The following is a 26,859-nucleotide window of genomic DNA, read 5'->3' as shown; positions in this document are numbered from 1 at the left end:
TACTGCCAGCGTCAAACGGTGTTGCTCTACGCCGATCCAGACAAGGCTTGGGGCATGAGTATTTTCCTGAACATCCCAACCTCCGACGTCGAACGGTCAAAGGTGTTTTTTACCGCCATCGGCTGGTCGGTCAATCCCAACTTCAGTGACGAAAACGCCGTCAGTGTCGAAATGTCCGACGGGCAGTACCTTATGGCGCTCCACCGCGACTACTACCAAACCTTCATCGGCGACAAGACGGTCGGCGACCCGGCGACGCAGTCGCTCGCGTTGATCGCCTTCGACCTCGACTCTCGCGAGGCCGTGGATGCGTTCCTCGAAACCGTAGGAAAGGCTGGCGGCAAGGTCGGCAAGATTCAGGACCACGGTTTCATGTACGGCGGCCAGTTCGACGACCCAGACGGCAACCACTTCGAGCCGTTCTGGATGGACCCCGAGGCCGCGGCTGGCGGGCCGCCCGCCGCGTAACCAGACTTACTTCTTCTCGAGTTGGTACACGCGCTGCTTCGAAATTCCGAGTATCCGCGCGACGTCAAGGGCGCTGAATTTTTGCCCTCGCAGCTCTCGAACTACGGCGCGCCGACGCTCTGCGGCATGCGCCTGAGCCTCCCGCGCTTGGATTTCTTCCCGCTCCGCCGCCTCCCATTCCGCGATCGAATGCGCCGCAGCATTGATCGTGACGTCGACCTTTATCGACGCGAGGTCTTCCTCGAGCCACATGGCGGCCACGTCTCGAGCTTCATCGTCGACTTCGGCGAGACTTAGCGCCTGCCCGCCGGTCCCCAGCTCAGGAATCTCAAACACCCACCACTTACCGTCGCGTTCGACGACCACATCCAGCTCTCGCACCTGAGCTCCTCCTGACTTGCTTTATTCCCATTCACGGGGAAGGGGTACCCCCGACCGTTGAATCTGCCGGAGCACGTCGCGGGTTTTCTGCGCCTTCACGCTTTAAATCTATCCCCTCTTTACTTCAATGGCAATAGAGGACTTGGTGGCGCACACGGCTCGTGACGCCCTCGCCCGGTTAGAAGTGCCGCGTCGGGTCCATCGGTTGGTGCTGGATCCGAATGACATCGATGCCATGCTTCAATTCGACAACGAAGATGAGGTGGCTGCCGATCGCGTAGCGGCGATAGCCTTCACGGATTTCGTCACACCGACGCCCTCGGCCCAGCACTTCCGCCATCGCTTTCACCGCCACACCACCACGCGCAGGCCAGCGTCATGTGGTTCGCTAAAGAGATGACTGACGCGCACGCTTCGAACGGCTCCGGCATGGATGCCTTCGGCGAGGCGACCCGAACCTGGTTCCTCGGCGCGTTCGAGCAGCCGACGCGCGCCCAGCGTGAGGCGTGGGATGCGATCGCAACCGGCGGCCACACGCTCGTGGTCGCGCCGACCGGTTCCGGTAAGACGCTCGCGGCGTTCCTCTGGGCGCTCGACCGGCTCATCCACGACGGCACCGCCCCCCGGGAACGCGGTACCCGCATCCTCTATATCTCGCCACTCAAGGCCCTCGGCGTCGACGTCGAGCGCAACCTCAACGCGCCACTCGTCGGCATCGACCAGACCGCGAAGCGACTCGGCCTCGAGGCGACGCCGATCACGGTCGGCGTGCGGTCGGGCGACACGAAGCCCGCCGAGCGTCGGCGCCTGCAGGCAAATCCGCCGGATGTGCTCATCACCACCCCGGAGTCGCTCTACCTGATGCTGACCTCGACCGCGCGCGATGGGCTCCGCACCGTCGACACGGTCATCGTCGACGAGGTGCACGCGCTCGCCGACTCGAAGCGTGGCGCGCACCTCGCGCTCTCGCTCGAGCGGTTGGATGCGCTCCGCACGTCCCCGGAGGAACGCCCACCCGCACAGCGCATCGGGCTCTCGGCGACGGTGCGACCGCTCGAGACCGTCGCGAAATTCCTGGGCGGCTCGGCACCGGTGACGATCGTCGCGCCGCCGAGCGAGAAGGCGTTCGATCTCAAGGTCGTCGTGCCCGTCGAGGATCTCAGCGACCTCGGCACGTCTGGAACGCCGGCACCGAGCACGAACCTCGACGACGACATCCTGTTCGGGGATGCCTCGCAGGCGACCGACCCGCGCCGCGGTTCGATCTGGCCACACATCGAGTCCGAGATCGTCGACCGCGTGCTCGAGCACCGCTCCACGATCGTCTTCGTGAACTCCCGCGGACTCGCCGAACGCCTCACCGCAAACCTCAACGAGGAATACCGCGAGCGCACCGGGCGCGCCGCGACCGACGAGGGCGAAGACGCCCCCTTCGCGCGCACCCACCACGGCTCGATGTCGAAAGACATCCGCGCTGAGGTCGAGGAGGCGCTGAAGTCGGGCCAGCTGCGCTGCGTCGTCGCGACCTCGAGCCTCGAGCTCGGCATCGACATGGGCGACGTCGAGCTCGTCATCCAGGTCGAGTCGCCGCCCTCGGTCGCCTCGGGCCTGCAGCGCCTCGGCCGCGCCGGGCACCAGGTCGGCGGCGTCTCGCGCGGCGAGCTGCTGCCGAAGCACCGCGCGGATGTGCTGCACTCCGCGGTCGTCGCCTCGCGGATGCTTTCGGGCTCGATCGAGCGCATCGAGCTGATCGAGAACCCGCTGGATGTGCTGGCCCAGCAGATCATTGCGGCCTCAGCGATCGACCGCTGGGCGGTGGATGATTGGCTCGCGCTCGTGCGGAAGGCTGCGTCATTCCAGCGACTGTCACGGACGCTGCTCGACTCGGTGCTCGACCTGCTCGCTGGCCGCTATCCGTCGGACGAGTTCGCCCACCTGCGCCCGCGCATCCTGTGGGATCGCGACGCCGATACCTTCGAGGGCCGCCCCGGCGCGCAGCGACTCGCGGTGACCGGCGGCGGCACAATCCCCGACCGCGGGATGTACGGCGTGTTCATGTTCACGGGCGCCGAGGACGGCCCCGAGGCGGAGGACGGCACGACGGGCTCGAGTCGTCGGAAAGCGGGGATGCGCGTCGGCGAACTCGACGAGGAAATGGTCTACGAGTCGCGCGTCGGCGACGTGATCGCGCTCGGCTCGACCTCGTGGCGCATCCGCGAAATCGGGCCTGACCGCGTGCGCGTGACCCCCGCATTTGGCGAGCCCGGAAAGCTCCCCTTCTGGCACGGCGACTCGATCGGAAGGCCCGCGGAGCTCGGTGCCGCGATCGGCGAGGTCACGCGAGACATCGCATCCAACGACGCGGTACCCGCGACGCTCGCCCCGGTGCTCGACGAAAACGCCTCGTCAAACCTGCTGCGCTACGTGCGCGAACAGCGTGAGGCGACCGGGCAGGTGCCGAGCGACCGGGTGCTCGTCGTCGAGCGCAACCGGGATGAGCTCGGCGACTGGCGGGTCGTACTCCACTCGCCCTATGGGCGGCGGGTGCACGCGCCGTGGGCGTTGCTCGTCACGGCGCGGGTGCGCGAGCGATTCGGGATGGAGGGCTCTGCGATGGCGAGCGACGACGGCATCGTCGTACGCATTCCCGACATCGACGCCGACCCGCCCGGCGCCGAGCTGTTCGTCTTCGACCGCGAGGAGATCGCGCCGACGGTGACCCGCGAGGTCGGCGCCTCGGCGCTGTTCGCCGCACGCTTCCGCGAGAACGCGGCCCGCGCGCTGCTGCTGCCGAGGCTGCATCCCGGCAAGCGCTCACCGTTGTGGCAGCAGCGGTTGCGCGCCGCCCAGTTGCTCGAGGTGGCCCGCCGCTATCCCGAGTTCCCGATCATCCTCGAGACCGTGCGCGAGGTACTGCACGATGTGTACGACCTCGACGCGTTCACCGAGCTGATCGCGCGGATCGAGTCGCGCGAGGTGCGGATCACGGAGGTCATCACCGGGGAGCCGTCGCCGTTCGCGCGCAATTTGCTGTTCGGATACGTCGGACAGTTCCTGTACGAGGGCGATCAGCCGCTCGCGGAGCGCCGCGCCGCGGCGTTAAACCTGGATGCGAGCCTCCTCGCCGAGCTGCTCGGCGCCACCTCGCTGCGTGATCTGCTCGATCAGGAGGCGATTGCCGATGTCGAGGCCGAGCTGCAGAAGCGCGCGCCGGGGTTCCGCGCCCGCGACCTCGAGGGCGTCGCCGACCTCCTTCGGCTGCTCGGTCCGCTCACCGAGGCGGAGATTATCGACCGGTTCGGCGAGGATGCGACCGAGGTCGCCGAGCCCGTCGAGGTGCCCGAACCCACGTCGACGGCCGAGCATGTCGAGGTCGCGATGGCTTCGACAAGCTCAACCAGCGAGGCTTCGACAAGCTCCACCTTCGAGGTCAGCGAGATCGTCGCCCACCTCGTCGCCGACAAGCGCGCCCTCCGCCTGCGTATCGCGGGCGAGGAGCGCGTCGCCGCGATCGAAGACGCCGCGCGCCTGCGCGACGGCCTCGGCACCCCCATCCCGATCGGCGTGCCCGCCGCGTTCCTCACCCCGATCGCCGACCCACTCGGCGACCTCGTCGGCCGCTTCGCCCGCACCCACGCACCGTTCACGACCGCGGACGTCGCGACCCGGCTCGGCATTGGCCACGCGGTCGCGACGGATGCGCTGCAGCGCCTCGAGCTCGCGCACCGGGTCGTGCGCGGCGAGTTCACACCCGGCCGCGCCGGTGAGGAGTGGGTCGACGACCGGGTCCTGCGCCGCATCCGCGCCCGCACCCTCGCGAAGCTGCGCCACGAGGTCGAGCCGGTCTCGCAGGCCGCGTATGCCCGGTTCCTCGCCGACTGGCAGCAGGTCGATTCCGGTTCGGGTGGCGCGGCGGTGTCGGGCGTCGAGGGCGTGTTCACCGTGATCGACCAGTTGCAGGGCGTGCAGATCCCCGCATCCGCGTGGGAGTCGCTCGTCCTGCCCGCGCGCGTGCGCGACTACGCGCCCGGGATGCTCGACGAGCTGATCGTCTCGGGCGAGGTTCGCTGGCACGGTCACGGCGAGATCGGCCGCGCCGACGGCTGGCTGAGCCTGCACCTCACCGATACCGAGCACCTCACGTTCCAGCGCGAGGCGCTGCCCGAGGATGCATCCCCGCTCGCGAAGCGCGTCGCCGCCGTGCTCGCGGAGGGCGGTGCGATGTTCCTGCCGCAGATCGTGATCGCGCTCGAGCAGGATAGTGCCGCCGAAGCGCACGAAAGCGATCCCGACCCCGACCCCACCGCTGCCGCACCCGGTCTCGGCCCCACCTTCCGCGCCGCGACCGACACCCCAGGCGCACCAGCTCCCCGCCGGGACACGCCCTCCCTCGAGGCAATCGCGGATGCGCTGTGGGAGCTCGCGTGGCTCGGTGTCGTTACGTGCGACTCGCTCGTGCCGCTGCGGGCGGTCCTGACGGGCCCTGCGCGCTCGGGTTCAGCGAGCCGCTCCGCGCCCTCGCACCGAACCGCCCGGCAACCCGCACGTGGCCGCTCCTTCCGCTCTTGGGCGGCCGAGCGCAAGGCCGTGCAGGTGCCGCCCCGCGCCGCCGGCCGCTGGTCGCTCGCCGCGACGTACGACGAGGATGCGACCGTCAAGGCGCAGGCGGCCGCGGAGTTGCAGCTCGATCGCTACGGTGTCGTCACCCGCGGCTCCGTCGAGGCCTCCGGCGCCGAAGGTGGCTTCGCGCTCGCCTACCGCGTGCTCGCGAAGTTCGAGGAAGCGGGCCGTGCGCGCCGCGGGTACTTCATCGACGGCCTCGGCGCGGCGCAGTTCGCGACCGCTGGAGCGATCGACCTGCTCCGCCGCGCCGACGACGACCGCTTCACCGAGAAACCGCCGCTGCGCGCGATCACCCTGGCGGCGACCGACCCGGCCAACCCGTATGGTGCCGCGCTCCCCTGGCCCGAACACCCATCCACTCACCGCCCCGGCCGCAAGGCCGGCGGACTCGTAACCCTCGTCGACGGCGCGCTCGTGCTCTACGTCGAGCGCGGCGGCAAAACGCTGCTGTCGTTCCTCGAGGACGACTCGCTGGATGCCGTCGAAAACAATCCAGTCGCCCGCGCCGCCGCCATCTCGCTGGCCGACGCTGTGCGGCGTGCGCGCATCCCGAACCTCGTGATCGAGAAGATCGACGGGAAATACGCGCTCGAGACGCCGCTTGCACGGCTGCTGACCGATGCCGGGTTCGGGCAGATTCCTCGCGGGCTCAGGATGCGGTTGTGAGCGACCGCCGAGGAGGCACGCATGCCCGAGGGTGATTCCGCGTATCGCGCGGCCGCGAACTTGCACCGGTCGCTCGCGGGACGCGTCGTGGACCGCTTCGAACTGCGGACGCCAAAGCTCGCGACCGCATCGCTCGTGGGCGAACGAATCCTCGGCGCGAACTCCCGCGGCAAGCACATCCTGCTGCGCATCGGCGACTACACCGTGCAATCGCACTTCGGCATGGATGGTTCCTGGCGGCTGGTCCCGCCGCGCCCGCCCGAGCCCGCAACTCATACCCGGCGACGGCGCGGACCGACCACGGCCTGGCCAGCGGCCCACCGCATCCGAGCGATCGTGGGCACGGATGCGGTGATCGCGCTCGGCATCGACCTCGCGAAGCTCGATCTGTGGCCGACGTCCGAGGAGGAAGAACACCTCGGCTGGCTCGGACCGGACCTCCTGGGCGAGGACCCCGACCTCGACGAGGCGACCCGGCGCATCCAACACGAACCCGACCGCGAGATCTCAGCGGCGCTGCTCGATCAGCGCAACATCGCGGGCCTCGGCAACGAGTACGTCACCGAGATATGTTTCCTACGCAGTGTGCTCCCGAGCCGTCACGTTGCCGACTGCGGCGACATAGCCGAGTGGGTGGCGCTCGGCAGGCGGCTCCTACTCGCCAATCGCGACCGCGTCGGACGCACGTTCACCGGGAATCTCAACCAGCCGACCTACGTGTTCGGTCGAGGCGGTCAGCCGTGCCGACGCTGCGGCACGATCATCTTGGACGGGAAGCACGCATCCGGCAGCAACCAGCCCGGCGCGACCGAGCGAAACGCCGCCTGGTGCCCGAGCTGCCAGCGATAGGCTCGCCCCAACGCTGAGAGTCGGAGGAACCTATGGCAAAAGACTGGCGCGAGATGATGGCGTGGTGCGGCGAACTTCTCGAGCGCAGCACCGGCGAAACCGTCGAGCAGTGGAACGCGAAGATTCGCGAGGCTGATCCCAGCTCCGAGTCGGAGTTGCGCGCGTGGTTGCGCGAGCGCGATATTCACGGATATGCGCAGATGGTTCTCATCATGGAGCGATTCGGCTATCCCGAATTTCTCACGGCGACGGCGGATGAACTCTTCGACGCACAGTATGAGTCACGCCCCGCACTGCGTCCGGTTGCCGAGCGCGTCATCGAGCTCGCGCAGCTGGCAGGCCCGGAGGTCACCATCCAGATGCGGAAGACCTACGTCGCGTTCGTCAGCCCGCGACGCACGTTCGCGCAGCTCGTTCCCTCGACACGCACGCGCATCGATCTCGGACTCCGGCTGGATGTGCCGCCCGAGGGCCGGCTACTTCCCGCCAAGAATCTGGGGAATCGCGTGTGTCCCGTCAAGATCGGACTGACGAGCCTCGACGAGGTCGATCAAGAGGTCGCCGACCTGCTCGCGCGCAGTTATCAGGAGAACCTTTAGCGAATCGGTAAACGAATGCGATGGCGGGGTCGGTGGCAGCGAACGCGATGAACGAGGCATCTTCGCGCAAACCGTGCCGAAGAACTACAGTCGTCCGGCCCAGAAATTCGGCTCGCGTCGATCATGTGCGTAAGCGACAACCCTTAGTTCATTTTCAGTGAGGTAGTAGAGCACGCGATAGGGAAAGACGCTTAGGCTCTTCGCACGGACAACCGGTTCTTCGTCCCATTCCGCCAACACAGGTGCGATCTGTGGCCATTCAAGAATTGACTGCACCGCTTCTTCCGCTTCTTGGAGGAACTCGACCCCAAGCCCGGTTTGTTCTGCTTCATACCACTTGGCAGCATCGATGAGGTCGGCGGTTGCTTCGGGATGCGAGCTACGAACGAAGTTCATTGACCGAGCGACGAAATTGCAGCTCGGGCTGCGGCGAATGACGCGTCGATAGAAACCGTCTCGACCCGTCCGCTTTCGATGTCATCAATTCGTTCACGTAATTCGACCCGCCAAGCTGCATCTACTTCACCCCGCGCAGCCTTTGGTTGGCGGTTCTCCAGGGTCTGCAGGCCACGGCGAATTACGGCCGCGCGTTCTTTGCGGGTGAGTGCCAGTAACGCTTCCTCAACCTCTTTTGCAGACAATCCCATGCGTCGGATTCTACGCTGGAAATCGTCCTGGGCGTTGACAGCCCTGCGCGTTCACATGCACAGAAATTTGGCGCAGGACAAAGTCGTACGAACGATGCCCTGCGCCATTGTGAAATGTCCGCTCAGGTTAGACGCTCGTGTACCCGCCGTCAATGAGGTAGTAGGACCCCGTGATGAACGAGGCCTCTTCGCTGAGCAGGAAGCGCACTGGTGCGGCGACCTCTTCCGGACGACCGAGACGTCCGAGCGGGTGCTTGGCGGCCAGCGCGTCGTATGCTTCGCGCGGCAGACTCTCGAGCAGCGGAGTCTCGATGTAAGCGGGGCCCACACAGTTGATGCGCAATCCCTGCGGGCCATACTCCGCGGCGGCGTTCTTCGTGAGGCCAACTACGCCGTGCTTCGCTGCCGTGTAGGCACCGTTGCCAATTGCCGCGACGGTACCGTGGATCGAGGCCATATTCACGATCGCACTCTCGGCAGCCCCGGCCTCAAGCATCGCCGGGATTTGATAGCGCATCCCGTACAGCACGCCGTTGAGGTTGATGCCGATGACGCGGTCCCAATCCTCAAGGTCGGTCTCGCCTGCCGGAGCCTGCGCGCCGCCGATGCCCGCGTTGTTCACGGCGTAGTTCAGTTTGCCGTAGGTGTCGACCGCAAACTGCACCGCCTTTTCGCTGTCTTCCTTCACCATCGTGTTGCCAAGGATCACTGCGGCGGTGCCGCCCGACTGCTCGATCTCGGCAACGACGCGGTTCGCGCCTTCTTCGTTGATATCCGCGACGACAACCTTCGCGCCTTTGTCAGCGAGGTCCTTGGCAATGGCTTCACCGAGGCCCGAACCGGCTCCGGTGACAAGTGCAACACGATCTTTGAACGACATGGATGAACTCCCTTGTTTGTATCTGGATCTGGCAGTGTTCCTGCGCCGCCCAGCATGACAAGCTCTCTCCCCCACTAGCTGAATTAACGAGCGGGCGCACCGAGACTCAAGTCGCACTCGGTTCGATTCTTAACTCCATGGAAAACGCAGTCGTCACTTTGGAGACAATCACGTCGTCACTTTGGAGACGAGCGAGCCGCCACGATGGATAACGAGAAGTCTTCGGTCCTCGATGGACCTGAACACCACGACCCTCTCCACACAGACATCACGTCAGTGCTGCGCGCCCGCCGTCAACATCGTGAGCAACAGCACATTCCGCGCGGGCGCATCCGCCGGGCACTCAACCCGATGCACCTCCATCGCCTTTACGTGCGCGACGCGGCCCGGCACCAGCTCGTAGCTCGTCTCCCCCACGGTGAGCAACAGCTCCCCCTCGAGGCACTGGATCGTGATCGGATGCGCGGCCAGGTGATCGCTGAGCACCTGGCCCGGCGCGTAGGTCATCATGATGAACTCTGCGGCTTCGCCGTTCAGGATGCGCTGAATCGCTGGCCCGTGCCCGTCTCGTGGCTCGGGAGCGAGTGTTGACCCGAGCAGCACCGAGCCGCCCTGCAGGCCGTCAGGCGCCGCGCCAATGCGTTCAGGGCGCAGCTGGAACGGCTCTCGCTTCTCGCTCATGTGAAACCTCTCTTGGACCCGAGCGTCGCTATAGTCTCCTACGCTATTTTCTCCCAACCACCGACATTCTCGAGCCCGGTTGGATGCATTCGGGATTAGATCGCAAGGTTGGATCGTTACCCCGTACACCGGCTGAAATCTTAAGGAGCAATTCATGGCTGAAAAGGTCACCCTCTGGTTCGACACCACCTGCCCGTTCGCTTGGCAGACCTCCCGCTGGATCAAGGAGGTCGAGCAGGTTCGCGATATCGAGGTCGAGTTCGTACCAATGTCCCTCGCCGTCCTCAACGACGGTCGCGAAGAGCTGCCGTCCGGGTACAAGGAAGCCATGAAGGCAGCCTGGGGTCCTGCCCGCGTCTTCGCCGCGGTCAAGACCGAACACCCAGATTCGGTGGATGCGCTCTACACCGCGCTCGGCACCAAGATCCACGCCGAGGGTCGCGGAGGCCTCAAGGGCTTCGGTGCATACGACGAGCTCATCGCCGAGGCGCTGGCCGAGGTTGGCCTCGACGCGAAGTACGCCGAGTACGCGAACACCGATGAGTGGACCGACAAGCTGCGCGAATACCACCAGCGCGCGATCGACAAGGTAGGCGATGACGTAGGTACCCCGGTCATCCAGCTCGGCGACACGGCCTTCTTCGGACCCGTCATCACCCGCGTTCCCCGCGGCGAAGAGGCTGGCGAGCTGTTCGACGCCGCCGTGCGCCTCGCGCAGTTCCCCTACTTCTTCGAGATCAAGCGCAGCCGCACGGAGGACCCACAGGTGCGCGTCTCTGAGCTCAGCGACGCTGCGAACGCGTAGGCAGGCCGCCGAGAAGTCCCTAGTTAGTGCCGCTGCCGGGCCGTCCGGCAGCGGCACTGCTGCGTTCTGGCTTCTTCATCACGGTCCCTCTCGCCCAACCACCGGCACGAGCTCCGCAAACTTCGCGTAATACGAATCTTGGAACGAGCGCAGAGTCTCTCGTAGGAACCCTGGCTGTGTCTCGTACTCTCGCAAGCCGCGGTAATAAAGCTCCTTCTGCGCATCCAAGCCAATAAACGGCATGATGCCATTCTGCAGGCACTGTTGGAACATCACGATCCGCCCGACCCGACCGCTGCCGTCTTGAAACGGATGAATCGACTCAAAGCGGTGATGAAAATCAACGATGTCCGCAAACGACATCGCACCTCGTGATGGCGTCTGCTCGAGTAGTTCCGACATCGCGAGCTCAACGTGCTCTGGTGCTGTTGTCTGCTGGAGGCCTACGACATTCGGCACGCGCTTCCAGCCGCCCACCACGAACCAATCGAGATTCGACTGCGCCGTGCCTCGCTTGAGGATGCCGTGGTACCGCTTGATCCGTTCGGCAGAGATGGGTGCGTCAAGAGAATCAATCATCTCGTCGAAAAGCTCGAAGCTATTCATCGTCTCCACCACATCGTCGACCGGCACTGCATCGCCGCTCACGGTGCGGGTCTCGTAGATGAAGCGAGTCTGCTCTTCGTCGAGGAGGCTACCTTAGATGCGGTTCGTGTTGTACGCCATGAGCACCTGATTGAGGTGGTACAGGCCACCCTTGAGCTTGACGGCTCGCTGCTCGCGCAGCACCTCCGCGAAGCGGGATGCGTGAATTGGGTATTCCTCGACCATGCGGAAGACCTCCTACCAACGACGAAGGCCCTCGAATCTCGAGGGCCTTCACTGCCGCGACTGCGGCGTTCGTAGCAGGAGCGGGGCTTGAACCCGCGACCTCACGATTATGAGTCGTGCGCTCTCACCAACTGAGCTACCCTGCCAGGGTTCAGCTACCGGTCCAGCAACTGATGGAGCCCCGAGCCAGGATTGAACTGGCGACCCCTTCCTTACCATGGAAGTGCTCTACCACTGAGCTATCGGGGCGATTTGGCCGGTCATTCGCGATTCCTCGCGACAGGCACCAGGAGAGCTTAGCACTAAACCAGCCGGTATGTGCAACTCCGCGACAAGACTCACTTCAAGTGCCCGCGAAACACCCTCGATGCCTCACATAAAAAGGCCCGTGAAACGGTGACGCTCAAGGCATGGGAAGTGAGTTGTCAATGGCCGCCCGAATAGAGATCACCCGGAAGTATGCCCGGCAGTACGCCAACGCCTCGAAAAAGGACCGTGGCCGGCTGTTGGACGAGGTCGTCGCGGTCACGGGCTGGTCCCGCGATAACGCCCGACGCCGACTCGCGAAAGCCTCCAAACCAGGACCACGGGCCGTTACGACCGAACGCAAACCACGGCCACGGAAGTATTCCTACGACGCGACCAAGGTACTGCAGCGGGTGTGGGCCGCGACCGGCGGCCAGTGCGGCAAATACCTCGCCGTCTCCATGCCACTACAGCTCGATGCCCTCGAACGCCACCACGAACTCGTTCACGGCCAGCAGCGGTACTCGCCCGACGTACGCGAAGAGTTGCTCGCGATGAGCGCGGCCACGATCGACCGGTACCTCGCCCCGGCCCGCGCCAGCGACCCGCTGCGCGGGATCAGCACCACAAAACCCTCACCCTTGCTGCGTTCCTCGATCCAGATCCGCAAAGCCGGTGACGAAGTCGAGGACGAGCCCGGGTTCTTCGAGGGCGACACCGTCGCGCACTGCGGCCCCACGCTGAAGGGCGAGTTCGCACGGACATTGAACCTGACCGACATGCGCACGGGGTGGGGGTTCACCCGCTCGATCCGGAACAACGCGACTATCCACATCCTCGCCGCGCTCGACGCAGGTGTCACCAGCATCCCGTTCGAAGTCACCGGCTTAGACTTCGATAACGGCAGCGAGTTCATCAACCACGAAGTGATCGGTTGGGCCGCGGACCGGAAGATTTTCTTCACCCGCTCACGCCCGTATAAGAAAAACGATCAGGCCACGATCGAGTCGAAGAACAACCATCTCGTGCGGCACTACGGCTTCTACTGGCGGTATGACACCCCCGAAGCGCTGACGCTACTGAACCAGCTGTGGCCGCTGGTCAATGACCGGTTGAACTATTTCACACCCACGATCAAACCCACCGGCTACAGCACCGACCGCGTCGGCCGCCGCAAACGGGTGTACGACGACCCGCGAACCCCGTTCGATCGGCTCCTGGACGCGGAAGTGCTCGCTCCCGCGCAGATCGCGGAATTGACCGCGTACCGCGACAGCCTGAACCCCGCCGAACTCGCCCGCCGGATCGTGTCCCTCCAACGCCGGTTGACCGGCCTCGCGCAGCGCCCGACGCTGGAGTTGGAAGCCGCGACCGTGAAGCCACTGCCTGACACCAGTCGTGGGGTGCGTCGCAAAGCGAGCTAACCCGTGCCCGCGAAACCCTGGCCCGGGTTGGGCACGATTTCGCGGGCATTCACAAGTGAGGCATGGAGATCATTTCGCGGGCATATTGACATGAGGCATCTCGCTCCGCGGCGACTTATTTATTCAGGTTCGAGAAGAGTTCGTCGACGAATGCGTGGCTGTCCTCAGGCAGCAGCTTCTCGTCGGTGCCGAGCGCTACAGACACGCCGTCATCGGGCGAAGGAACGGCAGTCTTCACGCCGGCCACGTTCAGCTTCGTCAGGAAGTAGACCGGGTCGACGTACTTGCCACGGATGTGCACCTCGAAGTGGAGGTGCGGACCGGTGGAGACGCCGGTGTTCCCAACCTGGGCGATTTCGTCGCCAACCGAAACTTCCTGCCCTTCCTTGACCACGATGCTGTCGGGGTTCAGGTGGCCGTACACTGCGGTAACGCGCTCCCCGTTGATCATGTGCTCGACCTCAACGAAGAGCCCCATGCCCGAGATACCCGAGTTGTCGATATCGGTGACGACGCCGTCGGCGATGGAGCCAATCGGGGTTCCGAGACCCGGCGTCAGGTCGACGCCGCCGTGAAGCGAGGATGCACCCGCGGTCGGAGCGTCGCGGTAGCCGTACTCGCTCGAGATCTGCACGCCCATCGGGAACGGCCACTGCACGTTCGCCGTGATGTTGTTGACGTATGCATTCTTGTCCGGAAGCTGCACACCCGTGGCGAGGTTCGCGGCAGCCGCGGTACCGATCGACGTCACCGCGGTGACGTCGTCGACGCGCGAAGTGATGTTGGCGTCGGCAGCTTCCGCGCCTACGACCAGCGACTGGGTATCGACAGTTGCGGCCTGCGGCGTCTCGTCGGCACCCGGCCCGCTGTTCAACATCGAGAAGCCTGCCGCAGAGCCAGCGCCGAGCACTACGGTTCCCGCAACGAGGCTGAGCGCCACCATGCCACCGCTGACGCGTCCCGCGGAAGAGGCGGCACGGTTCGAGCGCTTGATGCGGTCGGCTCGTTCGGTCTTGTCCTTCGCGCGGAAGGCCTCGGGAACCTCAACTTCGGGCTCGTCCTTCGGTGCTGAAGGAACGATGTCCACGGATTCAGCACGGGCCGCACGAACCTCGTCGAGCGATACGACGGGTGCAAGAACGACCGGCTTTGCCTTGACGTCGAGCGTCTCGATCGCAGCGGTGTCGACGACCTCCGGAAGGAATACCTTCTCTTCGGCGACGGCAGGCTTCATCTCGACGACTGGAGCGAGCTTGGGTTCGCTCTGCTTCGCGAACAGCTCCGGGTTTCGCGCAACCGCGAGTTCCGCCGCACGCAGCGACTCAGCCTCAAGCTTGGCGACGGCGGCTTCTGCAGCACGACGCTCCGCTTCGCGGCGCTCACGACGCGACAGGAAAACAGGCTCTTCGGCGACAGGCTTCGCTGCCGTCGCGATTGCGACCGGTTCAGCGACAGCAGCCTCGACCACGGGTGCAGCAGTGGTGGCGCTACGTTCTGCGGCTTCCTTTGCCGCTCGTGCAGCTTCCGCAATGCGGGCTTCCTCGGCCACGCGCGCGACCTCAGCCAGACGGGCTTCCTCAGCGACGCGGGCAGCCTCTGCGACACGTTCGGTTTCGGCGATACGGGCAGCCTCCGCCGCGTGCGCAGCTTCCGCGGCGGCAAGCTCGGCTTCGCGACGCTCACGACGCGACATGTACACCGGGTTGGCGTCTACGTTCGACGATACGGTTTGACTCGCGGCAACTTCTGTAGCGGCAGCATCCCTCGCCGCGGCTTCGCGTGCAGCAGCTTCCTTGGCCGACGCTTCCTTCGCGGCAGCCTCGCGAGCAGCAGCTTCCCTGGCCGCGGCCTCACGGGCAGCGGCCTCTTCGGCGGCAGCCTTCAGAGCAGCGGCTGCCTTAGCCGCCGCAGCCTTCTTCGCTGCAGCTGTTTCGAGGGCTTTGCGGCGTTCCGCTTCACGTTCGAGTTCGCGAAGCTCGCGCCTTGACAGTGGCGCGGCCTGCTGCTCGGTGGGGGACGACATTCAGCAAAACTCCTCGTGATTGAACCTTGGAAAGTGTAACGAATTCATTACGAAAAAGCCAAGCTTTGATCACGATCTGAAATTTTCCCCTGACGACAGCAACTTCGGCGGTGCTGAATCAAGTAGCTGGCCAATGAACGGAGCAGCTATGCCCGGATGGCCAGCAGTCAGAATACGCCTTCCCTCACGTTCCTCCAAACCCGACCCGCCGACCCACGCGCCTGATTCTCGCGCCACGAGCGCGCCCGCGGCCCAGTCCCAGGGCTTGAGCCCAAACTCGTAATAGATGTCGACCTGGCCGGTCGCGACAGCACAGAGGTCGAGGGATGCAGCCCCCACCCGTCGCAGGTCACGCACCTTGTCCGCCAACCCGAGCCAAGCCTGCGCCTGCAGCACCCGACGCTCCGGCGAATAGGCGAAACCGGTAGCCACCAATGACTCGGCCAGCGTGGCCGGCCCCTCCCCAAGCACTATCCGCTCGCCATTCACGAACGCTCCCCCGCCGAGCGACGCCGAGAACGTCTTTCCCGCATCCGGAGCCGCAACAACTCCAGCCAGCGCCTGGAATGCCGCGGGCTCGGCGGTTGGGTCGCCGGTGACGGCAGCGATCGAGACCGCATAGTTCGGCGAACCGTATAAGTAATTAACCGTCCCATCGATGGGGTCCACCACCCAGTTGATCCCGGAACGTGACTCGAGCGCATCCGATTCCTCACCATAGAAACCATCGTCAGGGCGGAGGGTCGACAGCCGTTCGCGAATGAACTGCTCCGCCTCAATATCGGCGGCGGTCACGACATCGACGACGCTCGTTTTCGTGGCCGCGACGGCCACGCCCTCGCGTCGGCGGCGAGACACGAGCTCGGCAGCCTCGGTGGCGAGGCGCATAGCGATGTCGAGCAGTTCGGTGGGGTCTACGGATGCGGCGGATTCGATGTCATTCACGGTTGGCGACAGTAGCAACCCGAGGCCTCGGGAACGCAGCCGCATCCACAGCCGCAACCCCAGCGCATCCTACCGTATCAAATGTGGATAACTCGGCAATCGGCAATGGTGTGCGAGCGCTCGCAAAATTGTGTAAGCTAACCCGGTGCGCTTCACATCGTGAAGAGCCAAAACCGGCGGGTTGCCCGAGCGGCCAAAGGGATCTGACTGTAAATCAGACGGCTACGCCTTCACAAGTTCGAATCTTGTACCCGCCACAAACCGAATGAGTCGGGGCACCAGCCACAGCTGGTGCCCCGACTCATTCGTTTCAGCGCCCGCGAACACGGAGCGCTTCCGGTTTTGGAGGCCTGCGAGCACCAGCCAGACAAACATCGCGATAATCATCGGCACCGCGAATATCGTCTGGGTCTCGAGTGTGGCAGCACCCGCGAGCATCAGCCCGGTTACCACCGCCAAAACCATGTTGCCCAGACCGAGCAAGACCGTGAAGAGTCCCAGCAGCACGCCACCGAGTCGCCGCCACAGCAGCACTGCCGCGATGGCGATGACCGGCGCGAGTGCCATCGAGAGGACGTCGTTCGCGGGGCCGAGCCACATCCACCGAGGCAGCTGAGCACCGTACGGATCAGCAAGCGCGAAGAAAAGGATGAGCGCAAGCGCCGACATAATGCTCAAGTACCCGGCCGTGAGGCTCCACGCTCGAGCTAGGGGTGCGATCCCCACAACCGCATCGTCGCGATTCATGATTCCTCGATTCGTCAGCGTCATCGTCTGCGCAAAATCGTGTGAATCCATTGTCGCGCTGCCACGGCTCGGCGACCATGGCCAGCGCGTGCGAATCGCTATAGATCCAACGAGCGCCAAATGTTTCGCTAGAGGAAGAGCAGCAGGCTCACCGCCATCACGGCCATGCCCGCGATCAGCCCGTAGATGGTGAGGTGGTGCTCACCGAACTCGTGCGCGGCGGGCAGCAACTCATCCAGCGAGATGAACACCATCACGCCCGCGATCGCCGCAAACACGATGCCGAACAGTGTGTCGGAGAGGAACGGCATCAGGATGAAGTAGCCGAGGAGCGCGCCGGCGGGCTCCGCGAGTCCCGACAAGGCCGCGAGGAGGAATCCTTTTCGGCGCGAACCCGTGGCCTGGTAAATCGGGACGGCAACCGCGAGGCCCTCGGGGATGTTGTGGATCGCGATTGCGACGGCCACTGCAATGCCGACCTGCGGTTCCTGCAGGGCCGCGATAAACGTCGCGAAGCCCTCGGGGAAGTTGTGGAGCGCGAGCGCCCCCGCGGTGAGTACACCGGTTCGCATGAGGGCGTGCTTGTGCCGATCAGGATCGATCGAGGCGGGCTCGTGTGGGTTCACGGAGTCGGGCACGAATCGGTCGATGAGGCCGATCGCCGCAATGCCGCCAAAGAACGCGGCGACGCCGAGCCAGTGGCCCGCGACCTCCCCGTGTTCGTTGGACAGCGCGTCGAAGCCCTTCGGGAGGATCTCGACGAGCGACACGTAAATCATCACGCCGGCCGAGAATCCGAGCCCGATCGAGAGCGTCTTCGTTGAGGCGCTCTTGCCAAGTACACCGAGCGCCGCGCCGATCGTCGTTGAGAGCCCTGCGAGCAGCGTCAACAGGAAGGCGAACAGCACCGAGTTCATGGTTCCCGCCCTCCCGCTTGGTCGAAATCTCCTTGTCACTTTAGGCCCTCGTGCGGCGGCCCCGGGCTCGGCGCCGACACAAAACGTCTGAGGCACCACGTAGCATGGCCCCATGGCTGATTCTTCATTTGATGTCGTAAGCAAGGTCGACCACCAGGAGGTTGCCAACGCGGTCAACCAGGCGACCAAGGAACTTGCGCAGAGATATGACTTCAAGGATGCCGGCGCATCCATCGATCTCAACGACACGAAGCTGCTGATGCACGCCGCGAGCGAGGATCGCGTCAAGGCGGTGCTCGATGTCCTGCAGTCGAAGCTCATCCGCCGCGGCATCTCGCTGAAGTCGCTCGAGACCGGCGAACCGTACGCATCCGGCAAGGAATACCGCCTCGAGGCGACGCTCAAGGAAGGCATCGACCAGGCGAACGCGAAGAAGCTCTCGAAGCTCATCCGCGACGAGGCACCAAAGTCGGTCAAGTCGCAGATCCAGGGTGACGAGCTGCGCGTCTCCTCGAAGAGCCGCGACGACCTGCAGGAAACGATCCAGCTGCTCAAGGGTGCCGACGTCGAGCTCGACCTGCAGTTCATTAATTTCCGCTAGCCCACGGCCCCGCCCGCCGACCACTCCCAGGCACCCATGATCGGCCCGTTTCCGCTGCCCTTCGACTCGACCGCAGGTGCGGTCACCGTCGGAATCCTGTTCGTGCTCAACCTCGTAATCGTCGTCGTCACGCTGTTTACGATCGGTCACAACCGGCGGCCGACGACGGCGGTCGCGTGGCTGCTCGCGATCACGCTCATCCCGTACCTCGGGTTGCTGCTATTCGCGTTCTTCGGCACGAACCGCCTTCCGCGGGCGCGCCGCAAGAAGCAGGCCGAGTTCGACAACATCATTCGCGAGGCCACCAACGAGGTGCAGAACTCGCTCGGCCTGACGCCGATCCCCGAGCAGTACCGGCCGATCTCGACGCTCGCCCGCGAGCTCACCGCGATCCCGCACCTGCCGGGCAACCGCATCCAGATTCACGACGTGTACAACCCGACGATCGACGCGATGACCGCCGAGATCGATCGGGCCCACTCGTATGTGCACGTCACGTTTTATGCGATGGGCTACGACGACGTCACGACCGAGTTCTTCGACGCGCTCGAGCGGGCGGTCAAGCGCGGCGTGACGGTGCGCGTCATGTACGACCAGGTCGGCTCGTTTCGCTACCCGGGCTACGCCAAGCTCAAGAAGCGGCTGGATGAGATCGGCTGCGCGTGGCACCGCCTCTACTCGATCTGGCCCTGGGAGGGCGGCTGGCAGCGCGTCGACCTACGCAACCACCGCAAGCTCGTCGTCGTGGACGGCCGCGTCGGCTGGATGGGTTCGCAGAACCTCATCGCGCGCGACTACCACCGCAAACCCAACCGCAAGTATGGGCAGCTGCAGTGGCAGGACCTCATGGTGCGCGTCGCCGGCCCGATGGCGCTCGGTTTGGATGCGGTGTTCCGCTCCGATTGGTACGTAGAGACTGGCGAGATGGCCGATGACGGGATCGACCCGACAACGGAAGACTTCGCCTTTGACGACGCGCAGGACCGCGCCGCGGGTGAAGTCGTCAAGCTCTACGACTGCCAGTTGGTGCCCTCCGGCCCCGGCTACGAGCACGAAAACAACCTGCGCATCTTCACGCAGCTGCTCTACATGGCCCGCGAAAAGGTGGTCATCGCATCCCCCTACTTCGCCCCCGATGACTCGATGCGGTACGCGATCACGACCGCGGTCCAGCGCGGCGTCGAGGTGCACCTCCACGTCTCCGAGCACGGCGACCAGTTCTTCACCCAGCACGCGCAGCAGTCCTACTACGAGGAGCTGCTGCGCGCCGGGGTGCGGATCTGGCTCTATCGTGCGCCGTACATCCTGCACGCGAAGCACATGACCGTCGACGGTGAGGTGACGATCCTCGGGTCCTCGAACATGGACATGCGCTCGTTCACGCTCAACGCCGAGGTCATGCTGATCGTGTACGGGCAGGACTTCGCGCACCGGATGGAGTGGGTCGAGCACTCGTACCGCGTGCAGTCGCGCGAGCTCACGCTCGAGGAGTGGATGGCGCGGCCACGGACGCACTTCGCGTTCGACGACCTCTGCCGCCTGACGTCCGTTGTGCAGTAGTTCGTCGGGTCGGTGAGCAGCCGCGAAGCGGCGTATCGATGCGGGGCGCCGTTCGACACGCTTCACTACTCACAGAGCGACGTGGGCATTGCCGCGCCACCAACGGCTAGATGGAGTAGTCCTCGCCGCGGGACACACCCAACATCTCCTCGCGGTCGACGACCTTCACGCGCTCGCGCTCCTGCGGCTCGCCGAGGGCGACCTCGTGCGCATCCAGGTTGTGCCAGCCTTCGAGGTCGGTATAGCGAACGTTGCGCTCATCGAGCAGCTCGACGATCTCGTCCTCGTTGGTAATCGTCGGCTGCCACCAACCCGACTCCCCCGCGAGCACGTGCTCGATGGTCTCCTTCGCGTCGGATTTCGTGTGGCCGATGAGCCCCACGGGTCCGCGCTTAATCCAGCCGGTCGCGAACATGCCGGGTACGATGTTGCCCGCCGCATCAACGACGCGACCGCCGTGGTTCGGGATCACGCCGTTGACGGGGTCGTACGGAATCTCCTCGAGCGGCGAACCGAAGTAGCCCACCGCGCGGTAGACCTGGCCCACCTCGTAGTCGCGCATCTCGCCCGTGTTGCGGATCCCGCCATCGCCGTCTGGCTCGGTGCGTTCCATCCGGATGCCCGTGACGCGGCCCGCTTCGTTGGTCAGCACCGCTTCGGGTCGCGACCAGAAGTGCAGGTGGATGCGGCGGCTCGCGTTCCCGAGCGCATCCTGCTGCTCGCGCCACTTGCCGAAGATTCGGCTGATCACGAGCAGCTGCTTGTTACGCTTCGACTCCTCGTCGGCCGCCGGATCGCGGTCGAAATCCTCCTCGTAGACGATGAGGTCGGAGTCGGGCACCTCTCCGAGCTCGCGCAGCTCAAGCGGCGTGAACTTCACCTGCAAGGGCCCGCGTCGACCGAAGACGTGCACGTCCGTCACCTTCGAGGCCTTGAGCCCCTCATAGACGTTCGTCGGAATTTCGGTCGGCAGCATGTCGTCGGCCTGCTTCGCGAGCACGCGCGCGACGTCGAGGGCGACGTTGCCGTTGCCGACCACGGCGACGTGCTCGGCGTCGAGGGTCCACTCGCGCGGCACATCCGGGTGGCCGTCATACCAGTTCACGAAGTCGGCGGCCCCGTACGAGCCCTCCGCGTCGATCCCCGGAATGTTGAGCGGGGCATCCCGCATCGCGCCGGTCGCGAAGATCACGGCGTTGTAGCGCTCCTTGAGATCCTCGAGCGTGATGTCACTACCGAAGTCGACGTTTCCGAAGACGCGGATGCCGCCCGTGTCGAGCACCCCGCGAAGCGCGCTCACGACGCCCTTGATGCGCGGGTGGTCGGGGGCGACGCCGTAGCGCACGAGCCCGTAGGGCGCGGGCAGCCGGTCGAAGAGGTCGATCGATACCTCGTGGGTGCCTTCGGCCTCTTTACGCAGGATGTCCGACGCGTAGATTCCGGCGGGGCCTGCCCCGATGACGGCAACACGAAGCTTCGACATATCTCCTCCAGTGGCTCCGGGACGGTCGCCCGGCAATTGTGCAGAACCGTGAATGGTCTAAAAGTCGCGATTAATGAGGCGGTCTGCGAACTCGCGCAGCGCCTCTTTCACGACGCCGCTCGGCAGCGGCTCGAGCGACTCGATCGCGCGCGCGACGTGTGTCTCGGCGGCCTCGAGCGTCTCCTTCGAGACCTCGTGCTCGCGCAGCTCGGCGATGATCGCATCCACCTCGGCCGGGTCATCAGACCCACGGGGCTCCTCGCGGGCGAACGACTGGTCGGCGCTGCCGGGCGCGGTACCCGCGACTCGGGTGCGGATGCGCTCGAGCAGGTCCGCTGCGTCGGCGTCGCCGCCGTTCGCGCGGCGCTCGAGCAGCAGCACGGGCAGGGTTTCGACGCCCGCGCGAAGATCGGTGCCCGCGAGCTTGCCGGTCTTCTCGGAGGTCGGCGACAGGTCGATCACGTCGTCCACGATCTGGAACGCGACACCGATGCCCTCGCCGAAGTCCGACAGCGCACCGCGAAAGGCCTGCGGTGCGCCCGAAAGCATCACACCGTATTCCGCGGCTGCGCCAATGAGCGAGCCGGTCTTATCCGACAGCACGCGCAGGTAGTGGTCGATGCGGTCCTCGCCCTCGGCGGGGCCGATCGTCTCGTGCATCTGGCCGAGCACGAGCCGCTCGAACACGGTCGCCTGGAGGCGGATCGCATCCTGCCCGAGGTGCGAGAACATCTGCGACGCACGCGCGAACAGCAGGTCTCCGGCGAGAATCGCCATCGAGTTGCTCCAGCGCAGGTGCGCGGCGGTGACGCCGCGGCGCAGGGTGGCCTCATCCATGACGTCGTCGTGGTAGAGCGACGCGAGGTGCGTGATCTCGGTCGCGGCCGCCGCGGTGAGCACCGCGTCGCTGTCCGAGTTCGGGCCGAGCTGCGCACTCAGCAGCACAAGCATCGGGCGCAGTCGTTTGCCGCCGGCACCGAGCAGGTACGTCGTCGTCACCTGCGCGACCTTGTCGGCATACTGAACCTGATCGCTCAGCACCGTTTCGACGCGCTCGAGGCCCTTTTCAATGTTGGCCTTGAGTTTGCGCTCGGCCGGGCGGCCGAAGAGCTCCTTTGCAAACGCCGACCCCACATTGCCGTGGGAAGGTCGCCGGGTTGCCGAAGACTGGGCGGTCAATGAATCTCCTGGGATGGGGTGTTGCTTGCGGGCTTCGTGCCGCGGTGCAGTGCGACGATGCCGTAGGTGAGGTTGCGGTGCGCGACGTTCTCGTAACCCACCTCGCGCAGCCATGCCGCGAACTCGCGCTGCTCGGGCCACGCCTGGATCGACTGAAAGAGGTACTCGTAGGCCTCCGGGTCGGAGGACACGAGCTTCACGATCGCCGGCATCGCCACGTTCATGTACGTGTCGTAGCCCCAGCGTACGAGCCCGTTCGTCGGATGCGAGAACTCGCACACGAGAATCTTGCCACCCGGCTTGGTCACACGCAGCATTTCCGCGAGCGCCTTCTTCGGTTCCTGCACGTTGCGGATGCCGAAGCTCACCGTGGTGACGTCAAAGGTGTCGTCCTCGAACGGCAGGTCGGTGGCATCCCCCTGCTGGAACGTGATGTTCGGCTGGTCGCCGTGGCGCTCGATGGCCTGGTTGATCATCCCCTGCGAAAAATCGAGGCCGGTCACGGTCGAGCCGTGATCGGCGAGGATGCGCGAGACAGTGCCGGTGCCGCAGGCCACGTCGAGGACCTTCTGTCCGGGATGCGGATCAATCTCCTGACGCGTCTTAAGGCGCCAATATGGGGTCACGCCGACCGACAGCACGTCGTTGGTGAGGTCGTAGTGGCCCGACACGCGGTCGAACATACTCGACACGTCGGCGGGGCGTTTTTCGAGATCGGCGGAAGTCACGCCCTCCATCCTACGTCGCCGCGATCGTGCGGCGCAGGCTTCGACTGAGTGCGCTTCTCGGGGTCCGACGGTTGAGCTCGTCGGCCCCGACGGTTGAGCCCGTCGAAACCCCGGGATGCCCGACGCGCGCGGGTAGGCTGGCACCCAGTGAATACGAACGTTCCCCGATCCGCGTCGACCGAGCCTGCGCTGCCACGGCTCCGTGCGCGCACGCGTCCGATCAGCGACCCGGGCGACCTGCTCCGCTTTGCCGAGCCCCGCAATCCCGCGGTCTGGCTTCGCCGCGGGGACGGCATCGTCGGTGGCGGCAGTGTGTGGCGAGGCGAGTTCTCAGGCGAGAGGCGCATCCACGACGCCCGCGAGGCGTGGGCCGAGATAGTCGCGAGCGGCAGGGTCGAGGATGCGGTGCGCGTGCCTGGCTCGGGCCTGGTCGCCTTCGGTGCCTTCACGTTCGCGGCGACTTCCGCTGCCCCCAGCGTCCTGCAAATACCCGAGTTCGTGATCGGCCGGGTGGACGGGCGCGCGTTCCTCACCGAAATTTCTGTCACCGACTCGATCGATTCCTCCGGCCCGGTGCCGACGGTGCCCGTTCGGCTCCCGCTCATCATCCCGGACGGCCCGGTCGCGGAAACGACGCTGGAGCCCGGGGAAATGACGCAGCAGCGACACCGCGCCGCGGTCGAGGCCGCGCTCTCGCGCATCGGTCAGGGTGAGTTCACAAAGATCGTGATCTCGCGCGATCAGCACGGTGATATCGGGGCGGATGCGGATCGTCGCCACATTGTGCGTCGCCTCGCCGAGGCCTACCCGGAGACCTGGACGTACGCGGTGGATGGGCTTATCGGCGCGAGCCCCGAGATGCTCGTGCGGGTCCTCGGCCGCTCGGTGACCGCGCGCGTGCTCGCGGGGACACTCCCTCGCGGTGCAGACGAGGCGGCGGACGCGGCGGCGAAGCGCGCGCTCGCCGACTCGGCGAAGAACCGGGCCGAGCACAAGTTCGCGATCGACTCGGCCATTGAGTCGCTCCGCCGACTCGACACGCACGAGGACCCGGATACCGGGCTCACCGCATCCCCCGAGCCGTTCCTCCTGGGGCTGCCGAATGTGTGGCACCTCGCGAGCGATATTCGCGGGACACTGCCGAGCGGCTCGAGCGTGCTCGACCTCGTCGAAGCCCTCCACCCGACCGCCGCGGTCGGCGGCACCCCGCGCCAGAAGGCGATGCCCGCGATCGATGAGCTCGAACCGTTCGATCGCCGTCGCTACGCCGGGCCAGCCGGCTGGCTGTCGGCGTCGGGCGACGGCGAGTGGGTCGTGGCGCTGCGCGGCGCCGAGGTGGATGCGGATGGTCGAGTCACCGCCTTCGCTGGCGGTGGCATCGTGGCAGGTTCGGAGCCCGCCGACGAGTTCGCCGAGACGGGCCCCAAGTTCCGGCCGATCGCCGAGGCCCTCGCGCCGAAGGCTCCCGAGTAGGGATCCCCGAGTAGGCCGAAGGCCGCATCGAGGGGCGGTTCGATACGGCCTCCGGCCTACTCACCGGGCGGAACGGGTCACTGGGTAGTGACGGAGTCGCGGACCGAAGTGGACTCCCGCTTCGACGTGGCCTGCGGTGCACTCTCCGAGCGGGGCTTGCGCAGCAGCCGCATCGCGTTGGCGATCACGACGAGCACGGATCCCTCATGGACGAGCATGCCGATGGACATCGTCACGCCCCCGAGGAATACTCCGGCGAGCAGCACCACAACCGTGATGAGCGCGATCGCAATGTTCTGCCGCATGATGCTGACGGTGCGCTTCGCGAGCCCGATGGCCTCGGGCAGCTTGAGCAGGTTGTCGCCCATGAGCGCGATGTCGGCGGTCTCAACCGCGACGGCGGATCCCGCCGCGCCCATCGCAACCCCGATATCGGCGGTCGCGAGCGCGGGTGCGTCGTTCACGCCGTCCCCGACCATCGCCACCGTGTGACCCTCGCGCTGGAGCTTCGCCACCGCATCCAGCTTGTCTTCCGGCAACAGCGACGCGTGGATCTCGTCGATCCCGGTCGCCTTACCAATGGCCTCGGCGACGAGCTGCGTGTCGCCGGTCAGCATGACGACCTTTTCGACACCCGCTTCGTGCAGCCGCTTGACCATCTCGGCGGCGTCCTCGCGGATCTGGTCCGCGACGGCGACGACACCGACGGCGCGCTCTTCCACCGCGACGATCATGGGCGTCTCGCCCTCCGCGGCGAGCTCGTTCGCGACTCGGCCGGCCTGCGCATCCCGCTCGATGCCGTACTGCTCGAGGAGCGGCACGTTGCCGATCAGCACTCGCGTGCCGTCCACATCCGTGACGATGCCCTTACCTGGCACCGGGGTGACCTCTCCCGGGATGCCCTCGGGGCCCACGCCTTCGTCCTGCGCGGTCTCGATAATCGGGCGGGCGAGGGGATGCTCGGAGCCGGCTTCCGCAGCCGCGGCCCAGCGGAGCACCTGGGTACGATCGAACCCTGCCTCACGCGCAGCGTCGAGCACGACGATGTCGGTGAGTTGCGGGCGACCTTCGGTGAGCGTGCCGGTCTTGTCGACCGCTACCGCGGAGATCTTCGCGGAGGTCTCGAGGTATTCGCCGCCCTTGATGAGGATGCCGTTGCGCGCTGCGCGCCCGATACCGGCCACGATCGCGACCGGGATCGAGATGACAAGTGCGCCGGGGCAACCGATCACGAGCAGCGTGAGTGCGAGCACCACGTCGCCGGTGATGAGGCCCGCGATGAGCGCGAGCACCATCACGCCGGGGGTGTACCAGCGCGAGAACTGATCGATGAAGGTCTGGGTCTTCGCCTTCGCATCCTGCGCCTCTTCGACGCGGTGGATGATTCGGGCGAGCGTCGTGTCCGCGCCGATGCCTGTGGCGAGCACTTGCAGGAACCCGCCCCGCGAGACGGTGCCCGCGTAGACCTGGTCGGACTTCGACTTCTCCACCGGGATGGATTCACCGGTGATCGAGGCCTCGTCGATGGCGCCGGTACCCGAGACGACCTGCCCGTCGACCGGCACCTTGGCGCCGTTCTTCACGAGCACGATTTCGCCCATCCGCACCTGCGCCGCGGGTACCTCGACTTGCTCGCCGTCCCGCAGGACGACGGCGGAGTCGGGGGCAACCGCGACGAGCTCGGCGAGTGCTGAGCGGGTCTTATTGAGCGTTGCGGCCTCGAGCGCGTGGCCGATCGCGAAGAGGAAGGTGACCGCGGCCGCCTCCCAGAAGTTGCCGATGATGATCGCGCCGATCGCGGCTACGGACACGAGCAGGTCGATGCCGATGAAGCCGGTCGTGAGCGCGCGGATCGCCGAGACGAGGATGCGGTACCCCGCGAGGACCGCCGCGGCGATCATTAAGAGGTCGGACAGCATGAACGCGACGCCACCGTGCGTGTCGTGCGCCCCTGCATCCAGCCACCACTTCGGCGACAGGACGGGGTTCAGTGCACCTCCGGCGATGTACTGCACCCCAAACGAAAGCAGAATCAGCAGGCCGGAGACGATGGGCACGAACCATTTGCTCGAGACCCATCGCTGCAGCGTGTTCATGATTATT

At 65.6% G+C, this 26,859-nt stretch carries 25 protein-coding genes and 3 tRNA genes; 10 read left to right on the top strand and 18 right to left on the bottom strand.

From position 1 onward, the window contains the following. The first annotated feature begins 54 nt into the window (after positions 1–54). Positions 55–468, top strand: coding sequence for a VOC family protein (locus GMOLON4_RS13655; protein ID WP_026937478.1), 414 nt, complete (start codon positions 55–57; stop codon positions 466–468). Positions 469–474: 6 nt separating this feature from the next. On the opposite strand, the gene GMOLON4_RS13650 is transcribed toward GMOLON4_RS13655, so the two are convergent. Next, entirely contained in the window at positions 475–849 is a 375-nt protein-coding gene (locus GMOLON4_RS13650; protein WP_026937477.1) for a hypothetical protein, read from the bottom strand. 178 nt (positions 850–1,027) lie between these two features. After that, complete coding sequence (locus GMOLON4_RS13645) at positions 1,028–1,204, bottom strand: type II toxin-antitoxin system RelE/ParE family toxin (RefSeq protein WP_265415382.1); 177 nt, start codon at positions 1,202–1,204, stop codon at positions 1,028–1,030. Between the two features lie 41 nt (positions 1,205–1,245). On the opposite strand from GMOLON4_RS13645, the gene GMOLON4_RS13640 reads away from it, so the two are divergent. The 3 genes from GMOLON4_RS13640 to GMOLON4_RS13630 are packed head-to-tail and all read left to right on the top strand — an operon-like array spanning position 1,246 to position 7,586. After that, on the top strand, positions 1,246–6,138 hold the full coding sequence (locus tag GMOLON4_RS13640; RefSeq protein WP_211222706.1) for an Lhr family ATP-dependent helicase: 4,893 nt from the start codon (positions 1,246–1,248) through the stop codon (positions 6,136–6,138). Positions 6,139–6,159: 21 nt separating this feature from the next. After that, entirely contained in the window at positions 6,160–6,987 is an 828-nt protein-coding gene (locus tag GMOLON4_RS13635; protein WP_026937475.1) for a DNA-formamidopyrimidine glycosylase family protein, read from the top strand. 32 nt (positions 6,988–7,019) lie between these two features. Then, positions 7,020–7,586 (top strand): DUF5655 domain-containing protein, encoded by a 567-nt coding sequence (locus GMOLON4_RS13630; RefSeq protein WP_026937474.1) that lies wholly within the window; start codon positions 7,020–7,022, stop codon positions 7,584–7,586. Positions 7,587–7,670: 84 nt separating this feature from the next. Here the strand turns inward: GMOLON4_RS13630 and GMOLON4_RS13625 are convergent, their stop codons facing one another. The 4 genes from GMOLON4_RS13625 to GMOLON4_RS13610 all read right to left on the bottom strand — a co-directional run bounded on the left by GMOLON4_RS13625 (position 7,671) and on the right by GMOLON4_RS13610 (position 9,794). Next, a complete protein-coding gene (locus GMOLON4_RS13625) occupies positions 7,671–7,982 on the bottom strand; it encodes a type II toxin-antitoxin system RelE/ParE family toxin (protein ID WP_026937473.1) in 312 nt (103 codons plus the stop codon). Beyond that, the gene (locus GMOLON4_RS13620; RefSeq protein WP_084147601.1) at positions 7,979–8,233 is read right to left on the bottom strand and encodes an addiction module protein; all 255 of its coding nucleotides are present in this window, start codon (positions 8,231–8,233) and stop codon (positions 7,979–7,981) included. The genes GMOLON4_RS13625 and GMOLON4_RS13620 overlap by 4 nt, the downstream gene beginning before the upstream one ends. A gap of 127 nt (positions 8,234–8,360) precedes the next feature. Beyond that, on the bottom strand, positions 8,361–9,113 hold the full coding sequence (locus tag GMOLON4_RS13615; protein ID WP_026937472.1) for an SDR family NAD(P)-dependent oxidoreductase: 753 nt from the start codon (positions 9,111–9,113) through the stop codon (positions 8,361–8,363). Between the two features lie 273 nt (positions 9,114–9,386). Next, positions 9,387–9,794, bottom strand: a complete 408-nt coding sequence (locus GMOLON4_RS13610; protein WP_051267129.1) for a cupin domain-containing protein — start codon at positions 9,792–9,794, stop codon at positions 9,387–9,389. A 154-nt stretch (positions 9,795–9,948) separates the two neighbouring features. On the opposite strand from GMOLON4_RS13610, the gene GMOLON4_RS13605 reads away from it, so the two are divergent. Beyond that, the gene (locus tag GMOLON4_RS13605) at positions 9,949–10,599 is read left to right on the top strand and encodes a mycothiol-dependent nitroreductase Rv2466c family protein (protein ID WP_026937470.1); all 651 of its coding nucleotides are present in this window, start codon (positions 9,949–9,951) and stop codon (positions 10,597–10,599) included. A gap of 78 nt (positions 10,600–10,677) precedes the next feature. Here GMOLON4_RS13605 and GMOLON4_RS13600 read toward each other — a convergent pair whose 3' ends face one another. From GMOLON4_RS13600 to GMOLON4_RS13585, 4 genes are all read right to left on the bottom strand, one after another. After that, positions 10,678–11,247: a Fic family protein gene (locus GMOLON4_RS13600; protein WP_211222705.1), complete on the bottom strand. Its 570-nt coding sequence runs from the start codon at positions 11,245–11,247 to the stop codon at positions 10,678–10,680. A gap of 51 nt (positions 11,248–11,298) precedes the next feature. Then, positions 11,299–11,430: a hypothetical protein gene (locus tag GMOLON4_RS13595; protein ID WP_265576758.1), complete on the bottom strand. Its 132-nt coding sequence runs from the start codon at positions 11,428–11,430 to the stop codon at positions 11,299–11,301. 72 nt (positions 11,431–11,502) lie between these two features. Beyond that, positions 11,503–11,576, bottom strand: a tRNA-Met gene (locus tag GMOLON4_RS13590). A gap of 28 nt (positions 11,577–11,604) precedes the next feature. Continuing rightward, positions 11,605–11,679: transfer RNA gene (locus GMOLON4_RS13585), tRNA-Thr, on the bottom strand. A gap of 179 nt (positions 11,680–11,858) precedes the next feature. Between GMOLON4_RS13585 and GMOLON4_RS13580 the strand changes: the two genes are divergently transcribed. Further along, the gene (locus tag GMOLON4_RS13580) at positions 11,859–13,100 is read left to right on the top strand and encodes a DDE-type integrase/transposase/recombinase (RefSeq protein WP_181244158.1); all 1,242 of its coding nucleotides are present in this window, start codon (positions 11,859–11,861) and stop codon (positions 13,098–13,100) included. Positions 13,101–13,215: 115 nt separating this feature from the next. Here GMOLON4_RS13580 and GMOLON4_RS13575 read toward each other — a convergent pair whose 3' ends face one another. Together GMOLON4_RS13575 and GMOLON4_RS13570 are read right to left on the bottom strand one after the other, a co-directional pair. After that, a complete protein-coding gene (locus tag GMOLON4_RS13575) occupies positions 13,216–15,123 on the bottom strand; it encodes a M23 family metallopeptidase (RefSeq protein WP_051267186.1) in 1,908 nt (635 codons plus the stop codon). A 69-nt stretch (positions 15,124–15,192) separates the two neighbouring features. Beyond that, positions 15,193–16,068 (bottom strand): inositol monophosphatase family protein, encoded by an 876-nt coding sequence (locus GMOLON4_RS13570; RefSeq protein WP_245575517.1) that lies wholly within the window; start codon positions 16,066–16,068, stop codon positions 15,193–15,195. A gap of 175 nt (positions 16,069–16,243) precedes the next feature. Here GMOLON4_RS13570 and GMOLON4_RS13565 point away from each other — a divergent pair. Then, a tRNA-Tyr gene (locus GMOLON4_RS13565) sits at positions 16,244–16,325 on the top strand. Here the strand turns inward: GMOLON4_RS13565 and GMOLON4_RS13560 are convergent. After that, on the bottom strand, positions 16,291–16,866 hold the full coding sequence (locus GMOLON4_RS13560) for a hypothetical protein (RefSeq protein WP_084147617.1): 576 nt from the start codon (positions 16,864–16,866) through the stop codon (positions 16,291–16,293). The genes GMOLON4_RS13565 and GMOLON4_RS13560 overlap by 35 nt on opposite strands. Before the next feature lie 77 nt (positions 16,867–16,943). Then, on the bottom strand, positions 16,944–17,732 hold the full coding sequence (gene zupT, locus GMOLON4_RS13555; protein ID WP_026937558.1) for a zinc transporter ZupT: 789 nt from the start codon (positions 17,730–17,732) through the stop codon (positions 16,944–16,946). Positions 17,733–17,844: 112 nt separating this feature from the next. Here zupT and GMOLON4_RS13550 point away from each other — a divergent pair, with 112 nt between their 5' ends. Both GMOLON4_RS13550 and GMOLON4_RS13545 read left to right on the top strand, forming a co-directional pair. After that, complete coding sequence (locus tag GMOLON4_RS13550; RefSeq protein ID WP_026937557.1) at positions 17,845–18,333, top strand: YajQ family cyclic di-GMP-binding protein; 489 nt, start codon at positions 17,845–17,847, stop codon at positions 18,331–18,333. 36 nt (positions 18,334–18,369) lie between these two features. Next, positions 18,370–19,893 carry a phospholipase D-like domain-containing protein gene (locus GMOLON4_RS13545; protein WP_051267183.1) on the top strand — a complete coding sequence of 508 codons (1,524 nt, stop codon included), beginning with the start codon at positions 18,370–18,372 and terminating at the stop codon, positions 19,891–19,893. Positions 19,894–19,999: 106 nt separating this feature from the next. On the opposite strand, the gene GMOLON4_RS13540 is transcribed toward GMOLON4_RS13545, so the two are convergent. The 3 genes from GMOLON4_RS13540 to ubiE are packed head-to-tail and all read right to left on the bottom strand — an operon-like array spanning position 20,000 to position 23,283. After that, positions 20,000–21,376, bottom strand: coding sequence for an FAD-dependent oxidoreductase (locus GMOLON4_RS13540; protein WP_026937555.1), 1,377 nt, complete (start codon positions 21,374–21,376; stop codon positions 20,000–20,002). A 57-nt stretch (positions 21,377–21,433) separates the two neighbouring features. Then, positions 21,434–22,555, bottom strand: a complete 1,122-nt coding sequence (locus GMOLON4_RS13535) for a polyprenyl synthetase family protein (protein WP_026937554.1) — start codon at positions 22,553–22,555, stop codon at positions 21,434–21,436. Next, positions 22,552–23,283, bottom strand: coding sequence for a bifunctional demethylmenaquinone methyltransferase/2-methoxy-6-polyprenyl-1,4-benzoquinol methylase UbiE (gene ubiE, locus GMOLON4_RS13530; RefSeq protein WP_026937553.1), 732 nt, complete (start codon positions 23,281–23,283; stop codon positions 22,552–22,554). The genes GMOLON4_RS13535 and ubiE overlap by 4 nt, the downstream gene beginning before the upstream one ends. 147 nt (positions 23,284–23,430) lie before the next feature. Here ubiE and GMOLON4_RS13525 point away from each other — a divergent pair, with 147 nt between their 5' ends. Further along, the gene (locus tag GMOLON4_RS13525; protein ID WP_084147615.1) at positions 23,431–24,756 is read left to right on the top strand and encodes an isochorismate synthase; all 1,326 of its coding nucleotides are present in this window, start codon (positions 23,431–23,433) and stop codon (positions 24,754–24,756) included. 77 nt (positions 24,757–24,833) lie between these two features. Here the strand turns inward: GMOLON4_RS13525 and GMOLON4_RS13520 are convergent, their stop codons facing one another. Then, positions 24,834–26,852, bottom strand: a complete 2,019-nt coding sequence (locus tag GMOLON4_RS13520; RefSeq protein ID WP_026937551.1) for a heavy metal translocating P-type ATPase — start codon at positions 26,850–26,852, stop codon at positions 24,834–24,836. Positions 26,853–26,859 lie beyond the last annotated feature (7 nt).

Origin of the sequence: Gulosibacter molinativorax (assembly GCF_003010915.2) — a bacterium.
Classification (GTDB): domain Bacteria; phylum Actinomycetota; class Actinomycetes; order Actinomycetales; family Microbacteriaceae; genus Gulosibacter; species Gulosibacter molinativorax.
Note: the sequence above shows the minus strand (reverse complement) of the source record. Positions and strands in the feature narration are given on the sequence as shown.